The organism is Mesorhizobium sp. M1273, assembly GCF_040318195.1.
GTDB lineage: Bacteria > Pseudomonadota > Alphaproteobacteria > Rhizobiales > Rhizobiaceae > Mesorhizobium.
Genome location: NZ_JAMYLV010000012.1, coordinates 47,574 through 66,837, shown reverse-complemented (window position 1 = coordinate 66,837; position 19,264 = coordinate 47,574). Strand labels below are relative to the sequence as shown.

15 protein-coding genes are annotated in these 19,264 nt (G+C 64.0%); all 15 read right to left on the bottom strand.

What is annotated here, in order from left to right:
- Positions 1 to 16 precede the first annotated feature (16 nt).
- Positions 17 to 1,690: a DNA repair protein RecN gene (recN, locus tag NKH30_RS15135; protein ID WP_352471568.1), complete on the bottom strand. Its 1,674-nt coding sequence runs from the start codon at positions 1,688 to 1,690 to the stop codon at positions 17 to 19.
- Between the two features lie 13 nt (positions 1,691 to 1,703).
- The gene (locus tag NKH30_RS15130; protein WP_352501057.1) at positions 1,704 to 2,573 is read right to left on the bottom strand and encodes an outer membrane protein assembly factor BamD; all 870 of its coding nucleotides are present in this window, start codon (positions 2,571 to 2,573) and stop codon (positions 1,704 to 1,706) included.
- A 204-nt stretch (positions 2,574 to 2,777) separates the two neighbouring features.
- Entirely contained in the window at positions 2,778 to 3,725 is a 948-nt protein-coding gene (lpxC, locus tag NKH30_RS15125; protein WP_352471566.1) for a UDP-3-O-acyl-N-acetylglucosamine deacetylase, read from the bottom strand.
- A gap of 279 nt (positions 3,726 to 4,004) precedes the next feature.
- A complete protein-coding gene (ftsZ, locus tag NKH30_RS15120) occupies positions 4,005 to 5,675 on the bottom strand; it encodes a cell division protein FtsZ (RefSeq protein ID WP_254818983.1) in 1,671 nt (556 codons plus the stop codon).
- Positions 5,676 to 5,743: 68 nt separating this feature from the next.
- On the bottom strand, positions 5,744 to 7,051 hold the full coding sequence (gene ftsA / locus NKH30_RS15115) for a cell division protein FtsA (RefSeq protein WP_352471565.1): 1,308 nt from the start codon (positions 7,049 to 7,051) through the stop codon (positions 5,744 to 5,746).
- Positions 7,048 to 7,989: a cell division protein FtsQ/DivIB gene (locus tag NKH30_RS15110; RefSeq protein WP_352996012.1), complete on the bottom strand. Its 942-nt coding sequence runs from the start codon at positions 7,987 to 7,989 to the stop codon at positions 7,048 to 7,050. The genes ftsA and NKH30_RS15110 overlap by 4 nt, the downstream gene beginning before the upstream one ends.
- Positions 7,977 to 8,903 carry a D-alanine--D-alanine ligase gene (locus NKH30_RS15105; protein WP_352539522.1) on the bottom strand — a complete coding sequence of 309 codons (927 nt, stop codon included), beginning with the start codon at positions 8,901 to 8,903 and terminating at the stop codon, positions 7,977 to 7,979. The genes NKH30_RS15110 and NKH30_RS15105 overlap by 13 nt, the downstream gene beginning before the upstream one ends.
- A 314-nt stretch (positions 8,904 to 9,217) precedes the next feature.
- Positions 9,218 to 10,183 (bottom strand): UDP-N-acetylmuramate dehydrogenase, encoded by a 966-nt coding sequence (murB, locus tag NKH30_RS15100; RefSeq protein WP_031211769.1) that lies wholly within the window; start codon positions 10,181 to 10,183, stop codon positions 9,218 to 9,220.
- Positions 10,180 to 11,586, bottom strand: coding sequence for a UDP-N-acetylmuramate--L-alanine ligase (gene murC, locus NKH30_RS15095; RefSeq protein WP_352769040.1), 1,407 nt, complete (start codon positions 11,584 to 11,586; stop codon positions 10,180 to 10,182). Before murC ends, murB begins: the two co-directional genes overlap by 4 nt.
- Complete coding sequence (murG, locus tag NKH30_RS15090; RefSeq protein ID WP_023676764.1) at positions 11,583 to 12,710, bottom strand: undecaprenyldiphospho-muramoylpentapeptide beta-N-acetylglucosaminyltransferase; 1,128 nt, start codon at positions 12,708 to 12,710, stop codon at positions 11,583 to 11,585. Before murG ends, murC begins: the two co-directional genes overlap by 4 nt.
- A gap of 1 nt (position 12,711) precedes the next feature.
- The gene (gene ftsW, locus NKH30_RS15085) at positions 12,712 to 13,863 is read right to left on the bottom strand and encodes a putative lipid II flippase FtsW (protein WP_352996009.1); all 1,152 of its coding nucleotides are present in this window, start codon (positions 13,861 to 13,863) and stop codon (positions 12,712 to 12,714) included.
- Complete coding sequence (gene murD, locus NKH30_RS15080) at positions 13,863 to 15,263, bottom strand: UDP-N-acetylmuramoyl-L-alanine--D-glutamate ligase (protein WP_352471558.1); 1,401 nt, start codon at positions 15,261 to 15,263, stop codon at positions 13,863 to 13,865. The genes ftsW and murD overlap by 1 nt, the downstream gene beginning before the upstream one ends.
- An 8-nt stretch (positions 15,264 to 15,271) precedes the next feature.
- Positions 15,272 to 16,354, bottom strand: a complete 1,083-nt coding sequence (gene mraY, locus NKH30_RS15075) for a phospho-N-acetylmuramoyl-pentapeptide-transferase (protein ID WP_023676767.1) — start codon at positions 16,352 to 16,354, stop codon at positions 15,272 to 15,274.
- 24 nt (positions 16,355 to 16,378) lie between these two features.
- The gene (locus tag NKH30_RS15070; RefSeq protein ID WP_352471557.1) at positions 16,379 to 17,812 is read right to left on the bottom strand and encodes a UDP-N-acetylmuramoylalanyl-D-glutamyl-2,6-diaminopimelate--D-alanyl-D-alanine ligase; all 1,434 of its coding nucleotides are present in this window, start codon (positions 17,810 to 17,812) and stop codon (positions 16,379 to 16,381) included.
- Positions 17,809 to 19,263 carry a UDP-N-acetylmuramoyl-L-alanyl-D-glutamate--2,6-diaminopimelate ligase gene (locus NKH30_RS15065; RefSeq protein WP_352996007.1) on the bottom strand — a complete coding sequence of 485 codons (1,455 nt, stop codon included), beginning with the start codon at positions 19,261 to 19,263 and terminating at the stop codon, positions 17,809 to 17,811. The genes NKH30_RS15070 and NKH30_RS15065 overlap by 4 nt, the downstream gene beginning before the upstream one ends.
- Position 19,264 lies beyond the last annotated feature (1 nt).

Here is a 19,264-nt window from a genome sequence, read left to right as displayed (position 1 = left end):
GAAACGATGAACAGCTCTACGCTGCCGCGGTGTTCTCCCGCAGCAGCCGCTCGGCCGCCGCACGCGCCTCGTCGGTGATGGTGGCGCCGGCGAGCATGCGTGCGATCTCTTCCTGCCGTGCCGCCCGGTCCATCTCGGCGATGCCGGTCGAGACCCTGTCGGCACCGCCCGATTTGGAGATCAGGAAATGCGTCGCCGCGCGCGCCGCCACTTGCGGTGCATGCGTGACCGAAAGCACCTGCACGCGTTTTGCCAGCCGCGCCAGCCGCTGGCCGATGGCGTCGGCAACCGCGCCGCCGACGCCGGTGTCAATTTCGTCGAAGACCAAGGTCGGCGCCGACCCGCGATCAGCCAGCGCGACCTTCAACGCCAGCAGGAAGCGCGAAAGCTCGCCGCCGGAAGCGACCTTCATCATAGGGCCGGGCCTGGTGCCGGGATTGGTCCGCACCCAGAACTCGACCTGGTCGATGCCTTCTTCCATGCGGCTCTCGGCATCGCTAGCGATCTCGACGATGAACTCGGCGCGTTCGAGCTTCAGCGCCGGCAGTTCGGCCATCACCGCCTTGCTCAGCCCGACAGCCGCCGCATGGCGAAGCGACGACAGCTGGGCCGCTGCAATGTCATAGGCCTGGCGCGCCGCCGCAGCCTGTTTCTCCAGCGCCTGCAGGCGCTCTTCGCCGGCGTCGAGATCGGCAAGGTCGGCAGCCATGGTGTCACGCAATTGCGCCAGGTCATCGACGGCGACGCTGTGCTTGCGCGAGGCGGCACGCAGCGAAAACAGCCGCTCCTCAGCCTTCTCCAGCCGCTGCGGATCATATTCGGTGGCGCGAAGTGCTGCTTCGACGCCCGACTGCGCCGCGTCGAGCGACAGCATCGCCTCGTCGAGCGACTTGACGACATCCTCGAGCAGCCCGGGCGCTTCGGTGACCTTGCGCTGCAGCCGCCTGAGCAGGCTGGCCAGTTGCGGCAAGGGCGAGGACGGACCCGAGAGCACATCCTGCGCATCATGGATTTCCGAGGCGATCTTTTCGGCACGCATCATCAAGGCGCGCAATTCGGCCAGCTCGGTCTCTTCGCCAGGTTGCGGATCGAGCCTGGTCAATTCGGCGACCGCTGCACGCAGATAATCGGCCTCACGGGCAGCTGCTTCGACTTTGGCCCGGTGCCGTGAAAATTCCTGCTCGCAGGTACGCCAATGCCGCCACGCCTCGCCGGTTCCCCGAGCAGCGCCGAGATGGCCGCCGAAACTGTCGAGCAACTCGCGATGGGCGCCGGGATCGACCAAAGCGCGCTCGTCATGCTGGCCGTGGATCTCGACCAGCGCACGGCCGATGTCGCGCATCAGCGTCACGCTGGACGGCTGGTCGTTGACGAACACGCGCGTGCGGCCGTCAGCCGTCTGGACGCGGCGCAGGATGATTTCGCCGTCGTCCTCGATGGCATTCTCGGCAAGCAACATGCGAGCCGCGTGGTTGCGCGGCACGTCGAACACGGCGATGATCTGGCCTTGTGCCGCGCCATGCCGCACCAGCGAAGCGTCGCCGCGGGCGCCAAGCGCCAGCGACAAGGCGTCGAGCAGGATAGATTTTCCGGCGCCGGTTTCGCCGGTAAGGACCGAAAGGCCGGACGAGAAGTCGATGTCCAGCTTCTCGATCAGAACGATATCGCGGATCGACAGTCTGGAGAGCATGGTGACGCGCCGCTCAGGCGCCGGTGATCAGCTTCCCGGCCTTGGAGATCCACGATCCGGCATTCTCGCGCGGCTCGAGCCCACCACTCTGCAGGAGCTTGTAGGAGTCCTTGTACCACTGGCTGTCGGGATAGTTGGTGCCGAGCACGGCCGCAGCGGTCTGGGCTTCCGACGTCAGCCCCATCGCATAGTAGCTCTCGGTCAGACGCGCCAGCGCTTCCTCGACATGACGTGTGTTGGAATAGTTCTCCACGACGTTGCGGAACCGTTTAACGGCCGCGATGTATTCGCGGCGCTCGAGATAGTAGCGGCCGATCTGCATCTCCTTGCCGGCGAGCTGATCGTTGGCGAAGCGGATCTTCTCCTTGGCATCGTCGACATATTCGGAAGTCGGCCAGCGCGTTACCAGATCCTGCATCGTCTGCGCGGTAAGACGCGCTTCCTTCTGGTCCTGGGTGACGTCCTTGATCTGGCGGTAGTAGCTCAGCCCGATAATATATTGGGCATAGGCCGCATCGTCGGTCGACGGGTAGAGGGTCAGGTAGCGCTTGGCCGAACCGATCGCCTCATCGTAATTGCCCTGACGGTAGTCGGCAAAGGCACCCATCACCATCGATTTGCGGGCGAATTCGGAATATGGATGCTGGCGGTCGACGGCATCGAACTTGCGGCTTGCCTCCTGCAGTCGCCCGGCATTCAGATTGGCGAGACCCTGATTGTAGAGCACGTCGGCCGGCTCGGTCTGATCGACATAGGTCGACAGATCGACGTCCTTCTCGGACGACATGCAGGCCGACAGAAACAGCGATGGAACGACCACCGAAAGCGCCAGGAAAACAGCCCGCCGCGGCGCCTTCGATTGACCAACTCGCTTGAAAAACATGTTTGGATTCCGCCCTTTCGGCGTCATTTCAGTCGACGGCAGCAGCCATAAACCATAATTGCCTTGCCCGGCAACGCTATCCCCGGCCAATCGCACATTTTTGTGGCGCTTTGGCGCTACCTGGAAAGCTGTGTAATTTGGCAGGCCGGTGATGCATCCATGCAACACAGCTTGACCGCAACGGGAGCCGCAAGACCTTAAGAATCAGATCATCCAGGGCGCATAGAGGGGTGCGTTGACGGCGCTCATCTCCGCGGTACGCCCGCGCTCGCGGCGCGTCGTCTCAACGATCTCGAAAGCCGAACGGTCGGACAAGAGACGGCGCAGCGCAGCTGCGTTCAGCCTGTGGCCGCCACGATAGGAGCGGAAGCAGCCGATGAACCGGGCACCGGCGAGCGCCAGGTCGCCCATCGCATCCATCGTCTTGTGGCGCGCGAACTCGTTGGGATAGCGCAGGCCTCCCATATTGATCACGCGGTTGTCGTCGCCGATCACCAGGGAGTTTTCCAACGAGGAGCCGAGCGCATAGCCGGCCGCCCACAGCCGCTCGACGTCCTTCATGAAACCGAAAGTGCGGGCCCGCGCGACGTCACGCCGGAAAATGTCGGCGTTCATGTCGGATGCAAAAAGCTGGCGCCCGATCGCCGGGCTTTCGAAATCGATCTCGATCTCGAAGCGCGTGCCATCATAGGGCCGGAACTCCGCCCAGCAGGCGCCGTTCTCGATGCGAACCGGCTTGACCACCCTGATGTAGCGACGCTTGACCGGCAGCGTTTCGACGCCTGCCTGGTCAATGGCCTCGATGAACATCACTGCGCTACCGTCGAGGATAGGCACCTCATGGCCGTCGATTTCGATGACGAGATTGTCGATCCCAAGCCCGAAAAGCGTCGCCATCAGATGCTCGACCGTGGCAATGTGCTCGCCCTGCGGATCGCCGAGCATGGTGCAGAGGTCGGTGGCACCGACCTCGGAAACGAGCGCGCGAAATTCGTGGCTTCCGCTTGCATTCGAAAGCTGGAAGACGACACCCGTATCGGCGTCCGCCGGCAGGAAATGGACGGTGACCGGATTGCCACTGTGAACGCCGATGCCGGTCAGCGTCGCACGCGATTTAAGTGTCGTCTGATAGTCGTGCAAAACAATCCCCATAGCCCATGCTGCCTAGGTCCGCTTCATCTGCCCTGAGGGCGCGGCTCTTGATTAATCGGCAGGCAGGGCCACTTCCCCGAGACTCCCAGCAAACCGACTTTGGTCGGTGGCGAAGATAATGGTCCCGCAGGGAGACTCCAAATCACGGTTTCTTACTCGTTGTAACCGCGCTCCAGCGCGGGATTGCCGCATAAGTCCTTGTTTTGAAATTGCTTTTAATTTTAACAGGCGAACAGTTTCCTGCTCGCCTGTTAACAACTGTTACGAACCGTTAACAGATCAATTGGCTTGTCGGCGCAGGAAGGCGGGAATCTCCAACTGATCGTCTTCCTGGACAGCCCGGCTCTGCGGCGTCAGGCGGCCCTGCTCGTCCAGCTGGCCGCGGCGCGGTGCGTAAAGCTGCGGATCCTGGCTGGCTAGGCGGCGCACTTCCGCCGGCGCCTGGCGCAGTTTCGGTTCGCGAGGCTGCGCCGGCTGCAGTCTTGCAGGCTCCTCTTCGCGGCGGGTCAAGCCGTTGGTCAGGCGCTTGAGCAACCCCATCGGGCCGCTGTTCTCGTGGTCGGCGGGGCGGGCCTTGGCTTCCACTTCGGCCTTCACCTGCGGCGGGAAATCCTCGACCCGCGGCATGCGCTGGGGTGCCGCGGCAACCGGCTGCGGCATTTCACGATGCGGAGCGGGCTGCATCGCTTGCTGAACCGCTGGCTGCATCATTGGCTGCGGTTGAGCGGGAGGCGCCTGGAAAATCTTGCTCTGCGGACGGAAGTCTTCCGCATGCGCGACCGGTGCCGGGCGGGCCTGCGCCATCGCTGCCGCATTCGCTTCGGCGAGCTGAATGGCCTCGGCGACCGGGTCGGCAGCACGTGGTTCATAGATTGGTTGCTGGACAGGCGCCGGGCGCATTTCCGTGACCTGGGCCGCCGGGCGGCTGACCGGCTTCGGCGGAGCCGCGCGGATGGCGATCGGCGCGGCAGCGATTTCGGCCGCCGATTTGTCGATGCCGGTGGCGACCACCGACACGCGGATGACGCCTTCGAGTTCCTCGTCGAAGGTGGCGCCCAGAATGATGTTGGCGTCCTGGTCGACCTCTTCGCGAATGCGGGTTGCCGCCTCATCGACTTCGAACAGGGTCAGGTCACGGCCGCCGGTGATCGAGATCAGCAGGCCCTTGGCGCCCTTCATCGAGGTCTCGTCGAGCAGCGGGTTGGCGATGGCGGCTTCCGCCGCGGCCATTGCGCGGCCCTCGCCCGAAGCCTCGCCGGTTCCCATCATCGCCTTGCCCATTTCGCGCATGACCGAGCGGACGTCGGCGAAGTCGAGATTGATCAGGCCTTCCTTGACCATCAGGTCGGTAATGCAGGCAACGCCCGAATAGAGCACCTGGTCGGCCATCGCGAAGGCATCGGCGAAGGTGGTCTTGTCATTGGCCAGCCGGAACAGGTTCTGGTTGGGAATGACGATCAGGGTATCGACGCATTTCTGCAGTTCCTCGATACCCATGTCGGCCGTCTTCATGCGGCGCTGGCCTTCGAAGTGGAACGGCTTGGTGACGACGCCGACGGTGAGGATACCCTTTTCGCGGGCAGCGCGGGCAACGACGGGAGCCGCCCCGGTGCCGGTGCCGCCGCCCATGCCGGCAGTGACGAAGCACATATGCGTGTTGGAGAGATGATCGATGATCTCGTCGATGCATTCCTCCGCCGCCGCGCGCCCGACTTCAGGCTGCGATCCGGCGCCGAGACCCTCGGTGACATGCGCGCCGAGCTGGATCAGCCGCTCGGCCTTCGACATCGTCAGTGCCTGCGCGTCGGTGTTGGCCACCACGAACTCGACGCCGCGCAAGCCGGCGGTGATCATGTTGTTGACGGCATTGCCGCCGCCGCCGCCGACACCGAACACGGTGATGCGCGGCTTGAGCTCGGTGATGTCCGGCTTCTGCAGATTGATGGTCATTGTCTCCGTCCTTTGCCTTTCCCGCCGCTTCGCCGCCGCGGCCGCCTATGGGGCTGTCCCCGTCAAAATTAAAAACTGTCTCTCAACCACTGACTCATTCGATGCAGTTTTCCGCCTGTTCCGGTCATCCGAAGACCGGAAATTCCCTTCGCCGGCCGGCTCTCGAAGCTCGCCATCTGTGGATAGATCAGAAGTCCGACCGGGGTCGAGAAAGCCGGCCCCTTGGCCGCCTCGGGCAAGCCTGCCACGCCAAGCGGGCGTCCGATGCGCACATTGCGGCCGAGAATGCGGCGTGCTGCTTCTGGCAGGCCGGCAAGCTGGCTGGCACCGCCGGTCAGCACCACCCGCTTGCCGACGGCGTTGCCGTAGCCGGATTTGTTCAGCCGGTCGCGCAACAATTCCAGCGTCTCGTCGATGCGGGCGCGGATGATGCGCGTCATCACCGAGCGCGGGATCTGCAACGGCACCTCGCCGTCCTCGCCGATCGGATGGATGGAAACCAGGTCGCGGTCGTCGGCACTGCCAGGCAGCGCCGAGCCATGCATCACTTTCAGCCTTTCGGCGGCATCGAGCGAGGTCGACAGGCCCTTGGCCATATCCAGCGTGACGTGGTTGCCGCCGATCGCGATGGCATCGCCATGGACGAACTTGCCTTCCGAAAACACCGAGATCGTCGTCGTGCCGCCGCCCATGTCGATGCAGGCCGCGCCCATTTCGAGCTCGTCGTCGACGAGCGCAGCAAGCCCACTGGCATAGGGCGTCGCCACCATGCGTTCGACCGACAGATGCGAGCGGTTGATGCAGAGCTCCAGATTGCGCAAGGGCGCTGCGTCGCCTGTCAGCACGTGCATGTCGACGCCAAGCTGGTCGCCAACCATGCCGCGCGGATCGCGCACACCGCGCTCGGCATCCAGCGAAAAGGCTACGGGAAGCGAATGGATCACCTCGCGCTCGGCCCGCAACGCCTGCTTGGCGCCGGCGGCAAGCACGCGCTTGATGTCGGCCTCGTCGGCCTCATGGCCGCCGAGATTGATGGTGGCCGAAAAAGCCTCGCTCTTCAGCCGGCCGGCAGTCATGTTGACGATCAGCGAATCGACCGTCAGTCCCGCCATGCGTTCGGCGGCGTCGACGGCAAGACGGATGGCGTGCTCGGCACGGTCGAGATCGATGACGACGCCGGATTTCACGCCTTGCGATTTCTGGTGGCCGATGCCGATCACCTGGACGCGATGCGAGCGTCCGCGCAGCAGCTTGCCATCCTCGCGCGGCTTGAGTTTGGCCACCACGCAGCAGACCTTGCTGGACCCGACATCCAGCACCGTCAGGATGCCGGACCGGCGCGACGAGGCATCGCTATTGCCGCCAAGCCAGCTCATATCTTCGTCTCCGGCTTGCGCTTCAGCATCTTGGGCTTTTCGTCGAGCGCGGCTTGGCGCTGTGTCGCCGCTTCCGGCGTCAACTGGACGACCAGACGATCGGAAAGGCGCATGTCGACGGCGGCGATGTCGCGCGTCAAAAGCCCGTTCTCGTGATCCATCCTGACCAGGTCGGCAATCGCCTGATCCTCACCGTCTTCGGGAAGCTTGATCGTGATGCCGTTTTCAAGCTTGAGATCCCAGCGCCGTTCGCCGATGCGGATGTAGCCCTTGACCCGCGCGGCGAGCTCCGGATAATTCTTGATCTTGGCCAGGAAATCCGGCGCTGTGGCCGGCGCGCCGGTGCCGATGATCAGCGGGAGCAATATCTGCTTGCCGCCGGAGAACGGCGCAATGACGGTGCCGGATTTCTCGATGACCGAAAGCGCGCTGCCTTGCTGCCACAGCGCGAACGGCTCGCGCTCCTCGACGCGCACTTCCAGCGTATGCGGGTAGACCTTGCGCACTGCCGCGGCTTCGACCCAGGGTAGCGTGGTGATGCGTTCGCGCGCGGCTTCGGCATCGAAGCCGATCAGCGAGGTCCAGCCGTCGAGTTCCAGCCTGTCGAGAATATCGATCTCGGACGTTTCGCGGTTGCCGACGACCTTGACCTGGTCGACGGCAAAGCCGGTGCGGGCGGTGACACTCTGGACGATGGCGTCGGAATATCCGCCGAGATAGGCGCCATAGGCACTGCTCGAAACAAGCAGTGCCGCCGACAGCATGGCAGCGCAATAGGGCGGCGCTTCGAAGTCGCCTTCGCCGAGGCGCGCCAGCACGCGCACCGGCCGGCGGAGCAGGCGCGGCAGCACGAAATGGTCGAACGACAACGGCATGCCGAACAGCGCCGGCCCGGCCGTGCCCTTCCCCTTGCCCTGTCCCCACTTCAACGCAGACACGAAGCGTCCTCCACCATCCAACTCAACAAATCGCCGAACGAGTGTCCCGCTTGCGCGGCGATTTCCGGCACCAAAGACGTCGGCGTCATACCCGGCTGGGTGTTGACCTCGAGCCAGACAATTTCGCCGTTTTCGGAGTGACGATCGTCATAACGGAAGTCCGACCGGGAAACGCCCCGACAGCCGATGGCTTGATGAGCCTTGAGCGCCAGTGTCTGTATTTTTTGGTAAATATTCGGTGAAAGTTTTGCCGGGCATTCGTGTTTTGATCCGCCCGCGACGTATTTTGAATCATAGTCGTAGAAGGAATGGCCGGTCGGGATGATCTCGCAGACACCGAGCGCCACATCGCCCATCACCGCGCAGGTCAATTCCCGCCCGTGCACATAACGCTCGACCATGACCGTATCGCCATATTTCCACTCGGACGAGCCGATGATCTGCGGCGGATGCGACTGGCCTTCATGCACGATGACGACACCGAAGCTCGATCCTTCGTTGACCGGCTTGACGACATAGGGCGGCTTCATCGGGTGCTTGTTCTGGATGGCGAAGCGATTGGCCACCTTCGACTCCGCCACCGGAACGCCGGCCGCCTTCGCGACCTTCTTGGCCTGTTCCTTGTTCATCGCAAGCGCCGAGGCAAGCACGCCGGAATGGGTGTACGGAATGGCGAGGTACTCGAGGATGCCCTGGATGGTGCCGTCCTCGCCGAAAGGGCCGTGCAGCGCATTGAAGACGACGTCAGGCTTGAGCGCGCTGAGCACCGAGCCGATGTCGCGCGAGACGTCGACGCGGGTGACTTGGTAGCCCTCTCCCTCGAGCGCATCGGCGCAGGCCTTACCCGACGACAGGGACACGGGCCGCTCGGACGAGAATCCCCCCAGAAGAACGGCCACATGCTTGCTTGTCATTCCCCGTCATTTCCTCTCACAGCAGGCCTGCACCATCGTGCATGCCCCGAAAAGCATCGCGCGCACTCAAATGCGCCCGAGCAACTTCGCTCCCGTGTTTCCGCAACATTGAGTCCGAGTCTCCCGGCAGGTTGCCCCCCAGACGGAAACGCGAGTAACGCGTCGAAACGACTCAAATCAGGAAACGCTTCAGGGCAGAGAATCAGAGAGTTGATTCGCTGGCAAGTGCTTACGATTCCGATGGATTCACTTTCCGCAAAAACGGCAGCAAAATGTGAATTCATGAGTCCGAAAGGCAACGGCGGTCAGCTTGCCTAAAGCAACTGCCCGAGAAATTCCTGGACGGCATGGCCCGGCCGAAAATTACCGATGCGCTTGATCTCCCACTGCAGCCGGATGCCTGATCTTTCGAGCACGCGCGCACGCACCGTCTCACCGAGATATTCAAGCTCGTAGCCCGTGGCCGTTCCGGTGTTGATCATGAAGTTGCAATGCATCGGCGACATCTGCGCCCCGCCGACCATCAGGCCGCGGCAGCCGGCCTTGTCGATCTCCTTCCAGGCGGAGGTGCCCTCAGGATTCTTGAAGGTAGAGCCACCGGTCTTTTCGCGGATCGGCTGCACGGTCTCGCGATGGTTCTGGACAGCATCCATCGCGGCCTTGATCGCCGCCTTGTCCTCAGGAATGCCTTCGAGCAGCGCCGACGTGAAGATCAGCCCGGACGGCGCCGCTGAATGGCGATAGGCATAGCCCATATCGGCATTGCTCAGCGTATGAACATTGCCCTTGCGGTCGAGTGCCCGTACCTCGACCACGCGCTCGCGCGTCTCGACGCCATTGGCGCCGGCGTTCATCCTCAGCGCTCCGCCAATGGCGCCGGGAATGCCGTGGTAGAAATGAAAGCCACCGATGCCGGCCTCGTAGGCAACGGCCGCAAGGCGCTTGTCGGGTGTCGCGGCACCCGCCTTGATCGTGGTCGGCGCAATCACTTCGGTCTCGCCAAAGCCTTTGGCCGAAAGCCGGATGACAAAGCCCGCAATGCCGCCGTCACGGACAAGCAAGTTCGAGCCGACGCCGACGATGGTCAGCGGAATTTCCTCCGGCACCGCCTTCAGGAACGTGGCAAGATCGTCCTCGTCGGCCGGCTGGAACAATGCGTCCGCCAGCCCGCCGGCTCGAAACCAGGTGATCTTGTCCATCTCGGCATTGGGCGTGATGCGGCCGCGCAGTCCGGCAAGCCGGTCGCCAAGCTTCTCGATCAACGCCTGGCCGCGCATCATGAGATGGTCCCGCCGAGTTCCCTGGGCAGCGCATAGGCCCATTGGGTGATGTTGCCGGCGCCGAGGAAGACGACGAAATCGCCCGGCTTCGCCACCTCGCGCACGATCGGCGCAATCGCCGCTGGACCTTCGATGTAGCGTGCGTCGCGATGGCCGCCGGAGCGGATGCGCGACACCAGTGCGTCGGACGTAACGCCGTCGATCGGCTCCTCGCCGGCCGCATAGACGGGCGCCACCATCACCGTATCGGCATCGTTGAAGCAGACGGAAAACTCATCGAACAGATCGCGCAGCCGGGTGAAGCGATGCGGTTGGGTAACGGCGATGATGCGGCCCTTGGTGGCGCTGCGCGCAGCCTTCAGTACCGCCGTGATCTCGACCGGATGATGACCGTAATCGTCGAACATATCGACACCGTTCCACGAACCGGTATGGGTGAAACGCCGCTTGACGCCGGCGAAGGACGACAGGCCCTTCTTGATTGCCTCAGCCGAAAGGCCGAGCTCATGCGCGACGGCAATCGCCGCCGTCGCATTGGAGACATTGTGGCGCCCGGGCATAGGCAGCCGCAGGCCTGATATCGTTATCTGGCCGTGCGTCTTGCGGTCGCGGATCACCACGTCGAATTCCGAGGTCGGGCCGTCCATGCGGTGATTGGTGAAGCGCACGTCGGCCTGCGCATTTTCGCCATAGGTGATGACGCGCCGGTCCTCGATGCGGCCGACCAGCGCCTGCACCTCGGGATGGTCGGTGCACATCACACCAAAGCCGTAGAACGGCACATTCTCGACGAACTGACGAAACGCTTCGCGCACTTTGTCGAAGGAGCCGTAATGGTCGAGGTGCTCGGGGTCGATATTGGTGACGACGGCAATCTCGGCCGGCAGCTTGAGGAAGGTGCCGTCGCTCTCGTCGGCCTCGACCACCATCCATTCGCCGTCTCCCATGCGGGCATTGGTGCCATAGGCATTGATGATGCCGCCATTGATTACCGTCGGGTCGAGCCCGCCGGCTTCGAGTAGCGTCGCCACCATCGAAGTCGTCGTCGTCTTGCCATGCGTGCCGCCGATCGCCACCGCTTGGCGGAAACGCATCAGCTCTGCCAGCATCTCCGCGCGGCGGACAATGGGAAGCAATTTTTCCCGCGCGGCCTTCAGTTCCGGATTGGATTTCTTGATTGCGGTGGAGACGACGACCACTTCGGCCTCGCCTAGGTTCTCGGCCTGATGGCCGACGAAGCATTCGATGCCCTTGTCGCGCAGCCGCTGCACATTGGCGCTTTCGGCCTGGTCGGACCCTTGTACCTTGTAGCCGAGATTGTGCAGCACCTCGGCGATGCCGCTCATGCCGATGCCGCCAATGCCGATGAAATGCACGAGGCCGATCGTCTGCGGCATCTTCATGCGTGCGTCTCCTTCCTGAATTCCGAAACGGTTTTCCTGGACGCAATAGCCTCTGTCAGATCGGCGAGCAACCGCGCGGCATCCGGTTTTCCGGACGATTTCGCCGCCGCGGCCATTGTCGCCGCCTTGCCTGGATCATCCATCAGCCCACCGACAAGCACGGCGATCCGCTCCGCCGAAAGCGTGGATTGCGGATGCACCTCGGCGCCGCCCGCTGCCGCAAGGGCCGCCGCATTCGCCGCCTGGTCGTGGTCGAGCGCGTGCGGATAAGGCACCAGCAGCGCCGGCCGGCCGATCACCGCGATTTCCGATACGGTCGATGCGCCGGAGCGCGACATCACCAGATGCGCCGCCGCCAGCCGCGCCGCCATGTCGGTGAAGAAGGGCGACACCTCGGCCTCGATGTCAAGCGTGGCATAGGCCGCTTTCACCCGCGGCACATCGTCGGCGCGCGCCTGCTGGGTGATCGCCAGCCGCCTGCGCTGTGCATCGGAAAGCCGGGCGATCGCCGCCGGCACCGCATCGGAAAAGAACTGCGCGCCCTGGCTGCCGCCAAACACCAGAAATCGGAACGGCTCTTCACCGGCCGATGCGGCATAAGGCGTCTTCGCCGCTTCCAGCACTTGCGGCCTGACCGGATTGCCGGTGGTCACCGTCTTGACGCCTGTAGCACTTGTGTCTTCCGGCAGGAAACCACCGGCAATAGCGTCGACGCGGCCGGCGAGCGCCCGGTTGGCGCGGCCCATCACCGCGTTCTGCTCGTGGATCAGCGTCGGCACCTTGCGCCGGGTCGCCGCGTAAAGCGGCGGCAGCGTCGGATAGCCGCCGAAGCCGACCACGATAGCGGGCTTGACGCTGGCGATGACGGCCGATGCCTGCCGCACCCCGCGCCAGATTTTCCAAAATGCGGCGAGCACGGCAAAAGGATTCTTCGACCCCATCGTCGCCGACTGGATCGGATGGATGGCGGCCGCCGGGAACTGCCCGGCAAAGCGCTCGGCGCGTTCGTCCGTCGCCAGGTGCACCGCCCAGCCGCGCCCGGTCAGTTCGTGCGCCAGTGCCTCGGCCGGGAACAGATGTCCGCCCGTTCCGCCCGCCGCCAGCAGGATGACCCCCTTCGCCATCTCACTCCGCCGGCATCGCACGCGGCGACGGCATGAAGCCCAGCTGCTTGCGCTTTTCCGGGCGCTTGCGCGTCAGCGCCAGCACCATGCCCATCGAGATGGCGATCGCGATCTGCGAGGAACCGCCGTAGGAGATGAACGGCAGCGTCATGCCCTTGGCCGGCATCAGCTGCAGATTGACGGCCATGTTGATGACCGACTGCAGGCCGAAGACCGTGACCAGGCCGCCAACCGCATAGCGTGTGAAATCGTCCTGCTCCTTGAGTGCCGTGTTGAGGCCGCGCAGCACGATGAAGCCGAAGATGGACATGATGAAGAAGCACATGATCAGCCCGAATTCCTCGCCGGCGACCGAGAAGACGAAGTCGGCATGGCTGTCGGGGATGACCCGCTTGACGGTACCCTCGCCCGGCCCGACGCCGAACCAGCCGCCATTGATCAGCGCCTCGCGGCCCATGTCGACCTGGAACGTGTCGCCCTCGCCGGTCATGAAGCGGTCGATGCGGCCGGCAACGTGCGGGAACACCGCATAGGCAGCGAACACGCCGCCGACGCCGGCAGCACCCAGCGCGACGATCCACAGCCACGGCAACCCGGCCATGAAGAACATCACCCCCCAGGTGCCGAGCACCAGCATGGTCTGCCCAAGGTCAGGCTGCGCCACCAGCAGCGAGATGACCAGCGCAAGCAGCAACATGGCGAACAAATTGCCCGGAATGTCGGGCTGCCGCTTGTGCTCGGCGAACAGCCAGGCGCAGATGATGACGAAGGCCGGTTTCAGGAACTCCGACGGCTGGATCGAGAGGCCGGCAAGCGATACCCAACGCCGCGCGCCCTTCACCTCGACGCCGATATAGAGCACCGCCACCATCAGAAACAGCATGATGCACAGCATGACCAGCGCCATGCGCCGGATCTGCCTGGATTCAAGGAACGAGACGGCCAGCATCACCCCAAGTGCCGGAACGGTGAAGATAATCTGGCGCGTCGCGAAGTGGAAACTGTCTAGGCCGATGCGCTCGGCCACCGCCGGGCTTGCGGCGAAAGACAAAACGATGCCGAGCCCCATCAGCGACAGGAACGCCGCCAGGAACCACCGATCGATCGTCCACCACCAGGTCGCCACAGGGCTTTTGTCGAGACGGCTTTGCATTATCGTGTCCCTCCGATGGGCTTCACGCCATCAATGGCGGTTGCGGCTTGCCTGAACGCCTCGCCGCGGACTTCGAAATTCTTGAATTGGTCGAAACTGGCGCAGGCCGGCGACAGCAGCACCACTGCCTCGCCGCTACTATCCCCGGCCGCATCGCGGGCGGCGTGTTCGACTGCCGCCGCTAACGTGCCTGATATCTCGTAGGGCACCGCTTCGCCCAGCGTCGCCGAAAAGGCCGGTGCGGCTTCGCCGATCAGATAGGCCTTGGCGATGCGCGGGAAGAAGCCGCGTAACGGCTCGATGCCGCCCTCTTTCGGCAGGCCGCCGGCAATCCAGTAGATACGCGCAAAGCTCGACAGCGCCGGTGCAGCGGCATCGGCATTGGTCGCCTTGGAATCGTTGACGAACAGCACATGCCCTTTGCGGCCGACCTGCTCCATGCGGTGCGCCAGCCCAGGGAAACTCTCCAGTCCGGATTGGATCTCGCCGAGCTCGAGCCCGACCTTGAGGCAGGCGGCGGCGGCGGCCAGCGCGTTCTGCGCATTGTGCTGGCCGCGCAACGAGCCGATGCCTTCGAGGAAGGCGACACGGCTGTAGCGGCCGTGCACGGCTTCCATTAAGTTGGTGCCGTCAGCGAAATAGCCGTCGGTCAGCGGCAGCCGCTTGGAGATGCGGATGACCTGCCGGCCGGCCCGCTCCAGCCGATCGGCGATCTGGGCGCACCAGGAATCGTCGACACCGATGATTGCCGTCTCGCTGCCGGCCACCAGCCGCTCCTTGATCGAGGCGTAGTGTTGCATCGTGCCATGGCGGTCGAGATGGTCCGGCGTCAGGTTGAGCAGCACACCGGCCGTCGGGTTGATCGAAGGGGCAAGATCGATCTGGTAGGAAGAGCACTCAACCACATAATGCCGTTCAGGCTGCGGCGGATCGAGCGTCATCACTGCGCGGCCGATATTCCCGCCCATCTGCGTGTCGCGCCCAGCCGATTTTAGGATGTGCGCCGTCAGTGCCGTGGTCGTCGACTTGCCGTTGGTGCCGGTAATGGCAATGAAAGGTGCTGCCGGTGCCAGCAGCATCCGCTCGCGGCAGAAAAGCTCGATGTCGCCGATGATCTCCACGCCTGAGCCCCGCGCCAACTCGACGGTCCAGTGTGGCTTGGGATGCGTCAGCGGCACGCCGGGCGACAGCACGAAGGCGGAAAACCTCGCCCAGTCCGCACCGCGCAGGTCCGCTGTCGTGATGCCGACCGCGCCGGCCTTGGCGACGCTGTCGGGATTGTCGTCCCAGGCCAGCACATCCGCGCCGCCCTCGATCAGCGCGCGCGCCGTGGCAATCCCCGAGCCACCGAGCCCGAAGAGCGAAACGCGCTTGCCTGAAAAGGATGCGGCGGGGATCAAGCGGCCTCCTATCTGAGCTTCAGGGTCGACAGGCCGACCAGCGCCAGGATGACGGCGATGATCCAGAAGCGGATCACCACCTGGCTTTCGGTCCAGCCGAGCTTTTCGAAATGATGGTGGATCGGCGCCATCAGGAAGACGCGCTTGCCGGTCATCTTGAAGTAGCCGACCTGGATGATGACCGAGAATATCTCGACGACGAACAGACCGCCGACGATGACCAGCACGATCTCGTGCTTGGTCGCCACCGCGACCGTGCCGATCAGCCCACCCAGCGCCAGCGAGCCGGTGTCGCCCATGAAGATCGCCGCCGGCGGCGCATTGAACCAGAGGAAGCCGAGACCGGCGCCGATCACCGCTCCAAGGACCACCGCAAGTTCGCCGGTGCCGGGCACGAAATGGATCTGCAGATATTCGGCGAACACCGCGTTGCCAGAGAGATAGGCGATGACGCCGAAGGATGCGGCCGCGATCATGATCGGCACGATCGCCAGCCCGTCGAGACCGTCGGTCAGGTTCACCGCATTGCCGGCGCCGACGATGACGAAGCACGAGAACGGGATGAAGAACCAGCCGAGATTGACGAGAAACTCCTTGGCGAAAGGGAATGTCAGCGATGACGAGAACGGCGCCTGGCCGTTATGCATGATCACCCAGGCGGCGATGCCGGCGATAACGAATTCGAGCCCCAGCCGCGCCTTGCCGGAAAAGCCGAGATGCGATTGCTTGGTTACTTTGAGATAATCGTCGTAAAAGCCGATCGAGCCGAATCCCAGCGTCACCAGCAGGACCACCCAGACGTAGATGCTCGACAGGTTCGCCCACAGCAGCGACGAACCGACGATGCCGGACAGGATCATCAGTCCGCCCATTGTCGGCGTTCCCGCCTTCTTGAAATGCGTCTGCGGCCCGTCGGCCCGGATCGGCTGGCCCTTGCCTTGCCGCAGCCGCAGCGAATTGATGATGGTCGGTCCGAAGATGAACACGATCAGCGCCGCTGTGATCAGCGCTCCGCCGGTGCGGAAGGTTATGTAGCGGAAGACGTTGAAGACCGAGATCTTGTCCGCAAATTCGACGAGCAGTGTTAGCATGCGCTTGCGTCCCCCGGACCGATCCTAGGTCTGTCTGCTGGTTGTGGCTTCCGCCGGAAACTTGCCGAGCAACGCCTCGACCAGCTTTGAAAAGCCTATGCCCTTCGACGATTTGATCATGACCACGTCGCCGGGCTTCAATTCCGATAGAAGAACCGGTTTCAGATCTTCCGCACCGGCGCGGTATTCCGTCTTGATCTCGTCGGGCAAAACGTCGGCCAGCGCCCGCATTTCCGGACCGCCGAGAAAGACCGTGCGCGTGTCGGTGCCGACGATCAGACCGGCAAGCGCGGCATGCAATTTCGCCGAATGGCTGCCGAGCTCGAGCATATCGCCGAGCACGGCAATGCGCCTGCCCTCGCCCGACACCGGCGTCGTGTTGAGCAGTGCCATTGCAGCGCTCATCGACGCCGGATTGGCGTTGTAGCTCTCGTCGATCAGCGTGATCGGCCCGTTGGGGTGACGCAACACATAGCGCTTGCCGCGTCCGCGTTCGGGCGAAAGATCGGCCAGCGCCTGCGCAACCCTGTTAACGTCGGCGCCGACCAGATGCGCGGCACCAAGCACCGCGAGCACGTTCTGCACCATATGGCGGCCCGGCGCGCCGATCCTGGCGACAATCTCGTGCCCGCCAATCTTGGCGGTGATGACCGAGTGATCGGCATTGAGCTCGCATTTGATCAGTTTGAAGGTCGCCCGGGCGTTCTCGCCGAACCCGTAGACATGCTCGACGCCGGCCTCTTTGGCCATCTTCTCCAGCAGCTTCCAGCGCGCATCGTCGCGGTTGAGAAGGGCGGCGCCACCGGGTTCCAGTCCCTCGAAAACCTCTGCCTTGGCCTTGGCGATCTCGTCCAGGTTGCGGAAGAAGCCGAGGTGAGCGGCCGCGATCAACGTGACGATGGCGACATGCGGCCGGACCATCTTGACCAGCGGCCGGATCTCGTCGGGATGGTTCATGCCGATCTCGAAGACGGCATAGTCGCAATCCTGGGGCATGCGCGCCAGCGTCAGCGGCACGCCCCAGTGATTGTTGAACGACTGGGCCGATGCATGCACCGTACCGACCGCGGAGAGAGCGTGGCGTAGCGCTTCCTTGGTGGTGGTCTTGCCCGCCGATCCGGTCACGGCAATGACCCTGGCCTTTGAGCGTGCGCGCGCCGCAACGCCGAGCTTTTCCAGAGCGACAAGCACGTCCTCCACGACGATCATCGGTGCCGTCAGCCGCCCCAGCGACGGCAGCTTGCCCTCGGCGACGACCAGCACGCCGGCGCCCGCCTTGATGGCGGCGGTGACGAAATCATGGCCGTCCATGGCCTCGCCCTTGATGGCGAAGAAAGCGTCTCCCGGCTGCAGGCTGCGGCTGTCGATGGAAATGCCGGCGATGGCTTCAGGCATCGGACCGAGCGGCCGGCCATCCATGGCGGCAACCAGCGCCTCGGAGGTCCACAGATAGCTCACGCCGCTTGCTCCCGCAGCGCCGAGCGAACTTCCTCATGATCGGAAAAATGCAGCGTCTCGGTGCCGATGGTCTGGCCTTCCTCATGGCCCTTGCCGGCCACGATCAGCGTGTCGCCAGCGTGAAGCATCCCGACCGCCTCGTGGATGGCCTTGCGCCGGTCGCCGATCTCGATGGCGCCAGGTGCGGCTTCCAGGATCGCGGCGCGGATCGTCTCGGGTACTTCCGAGCGGGGATTGTCGTCGGTGACGATGACCACCTCGGCCAGCCTTGTGGCGATCTCGCCCATGATCGGCCGCTTGCCTCGGTCCCGGTCGCCGCCGCAACCGAATACGACGATGACGCGGCCGGTGGTAAAGGGGCGCACCGAAGCCAGCACGTTTTCCAGCGCATCCGGCTTGTGCGCGTAGTCGACATAGACCGGCGCGCCGTTGGCGGCCGTCCCGACAAGGTCGAGCCGTCCCGGCGCGCCCTTCAATTTCTCCAGCGCCATCAACGCCTTGGCAACAGATGTTCCAGTCGAAATGGCGAGGCCGGCCGACACCAGCGCATTTGCAATCTGGAAGTCGCCGGCCAGCGGCAAGTCGACTTCGTGGAGAACGCCGTCCGCTTCGACCTCGGCGCGCTGGCGGTGGCGCTCGTGCTCGACCCGCTTCAGCCGCAGGAAATCGCCGTGGCGGCCGACCGTCAGCACGTTCAGTCCCGCTGCCCGCGCCGCCTTGATCGTCGGCTCCGACCACGGGTCGTCGGCAAAGATGACCGCCGGCGCGCCCTTCGGCAGCAGCGCGTCGAACAGACGCAATTTGGCGCGATGATAGTCCTCGACCGTCGGATGATAGTCCATATGGTCGCGGCCGAGATTGGTGAAGCCGCCGGCCGCGAGCTTGACGCCGTCGAGCCGGCGCTGGTCGAGGCCATGGCTGGACGCTTCCATCGAGGCGTGGGTGACGCCGGCCTCCGCCAGCTCCTTGAGCAGCCTGTGCAGTGCCACCGGATCCGGCGTGGTCAGCGAGCCGTATTCGTTGCGGCCCGGCGCCACCACGCCGGTCGTGCCGATCGAGGCGGCGGCAAAACCCGCCTGCTCCCATATCTGCCGGGTGAATGCGGCGACCGAGGTCTTGCCGCTGGTTCCGGTCACCGCGACCATGGTTTGCGGTTGCATGCCGAAAAAACGTGCAGCACTCAGCGCCAGTGCAATGCGCGGATCGTCTACGACAAGAACCGGGACTGGCAGCCCGGCGACCGCACTGCCTTTGCCGACCACGATCGCGGCAGCGCCGCGGCTTGCGGCATCGGCTGCGTAGGCTGCGCCATCCGCCTTGGAGCCGGTGAGCGCGAAAAAGACGACGCCCCGTGTTACCTGGCGGGAATCCGACGAAATCCCTGTAACCTCCATGTCGAAGGAAGCTGTCCCCTCGACAGGCAGGATACCGGCTAGATTTTTCAGCTTCATC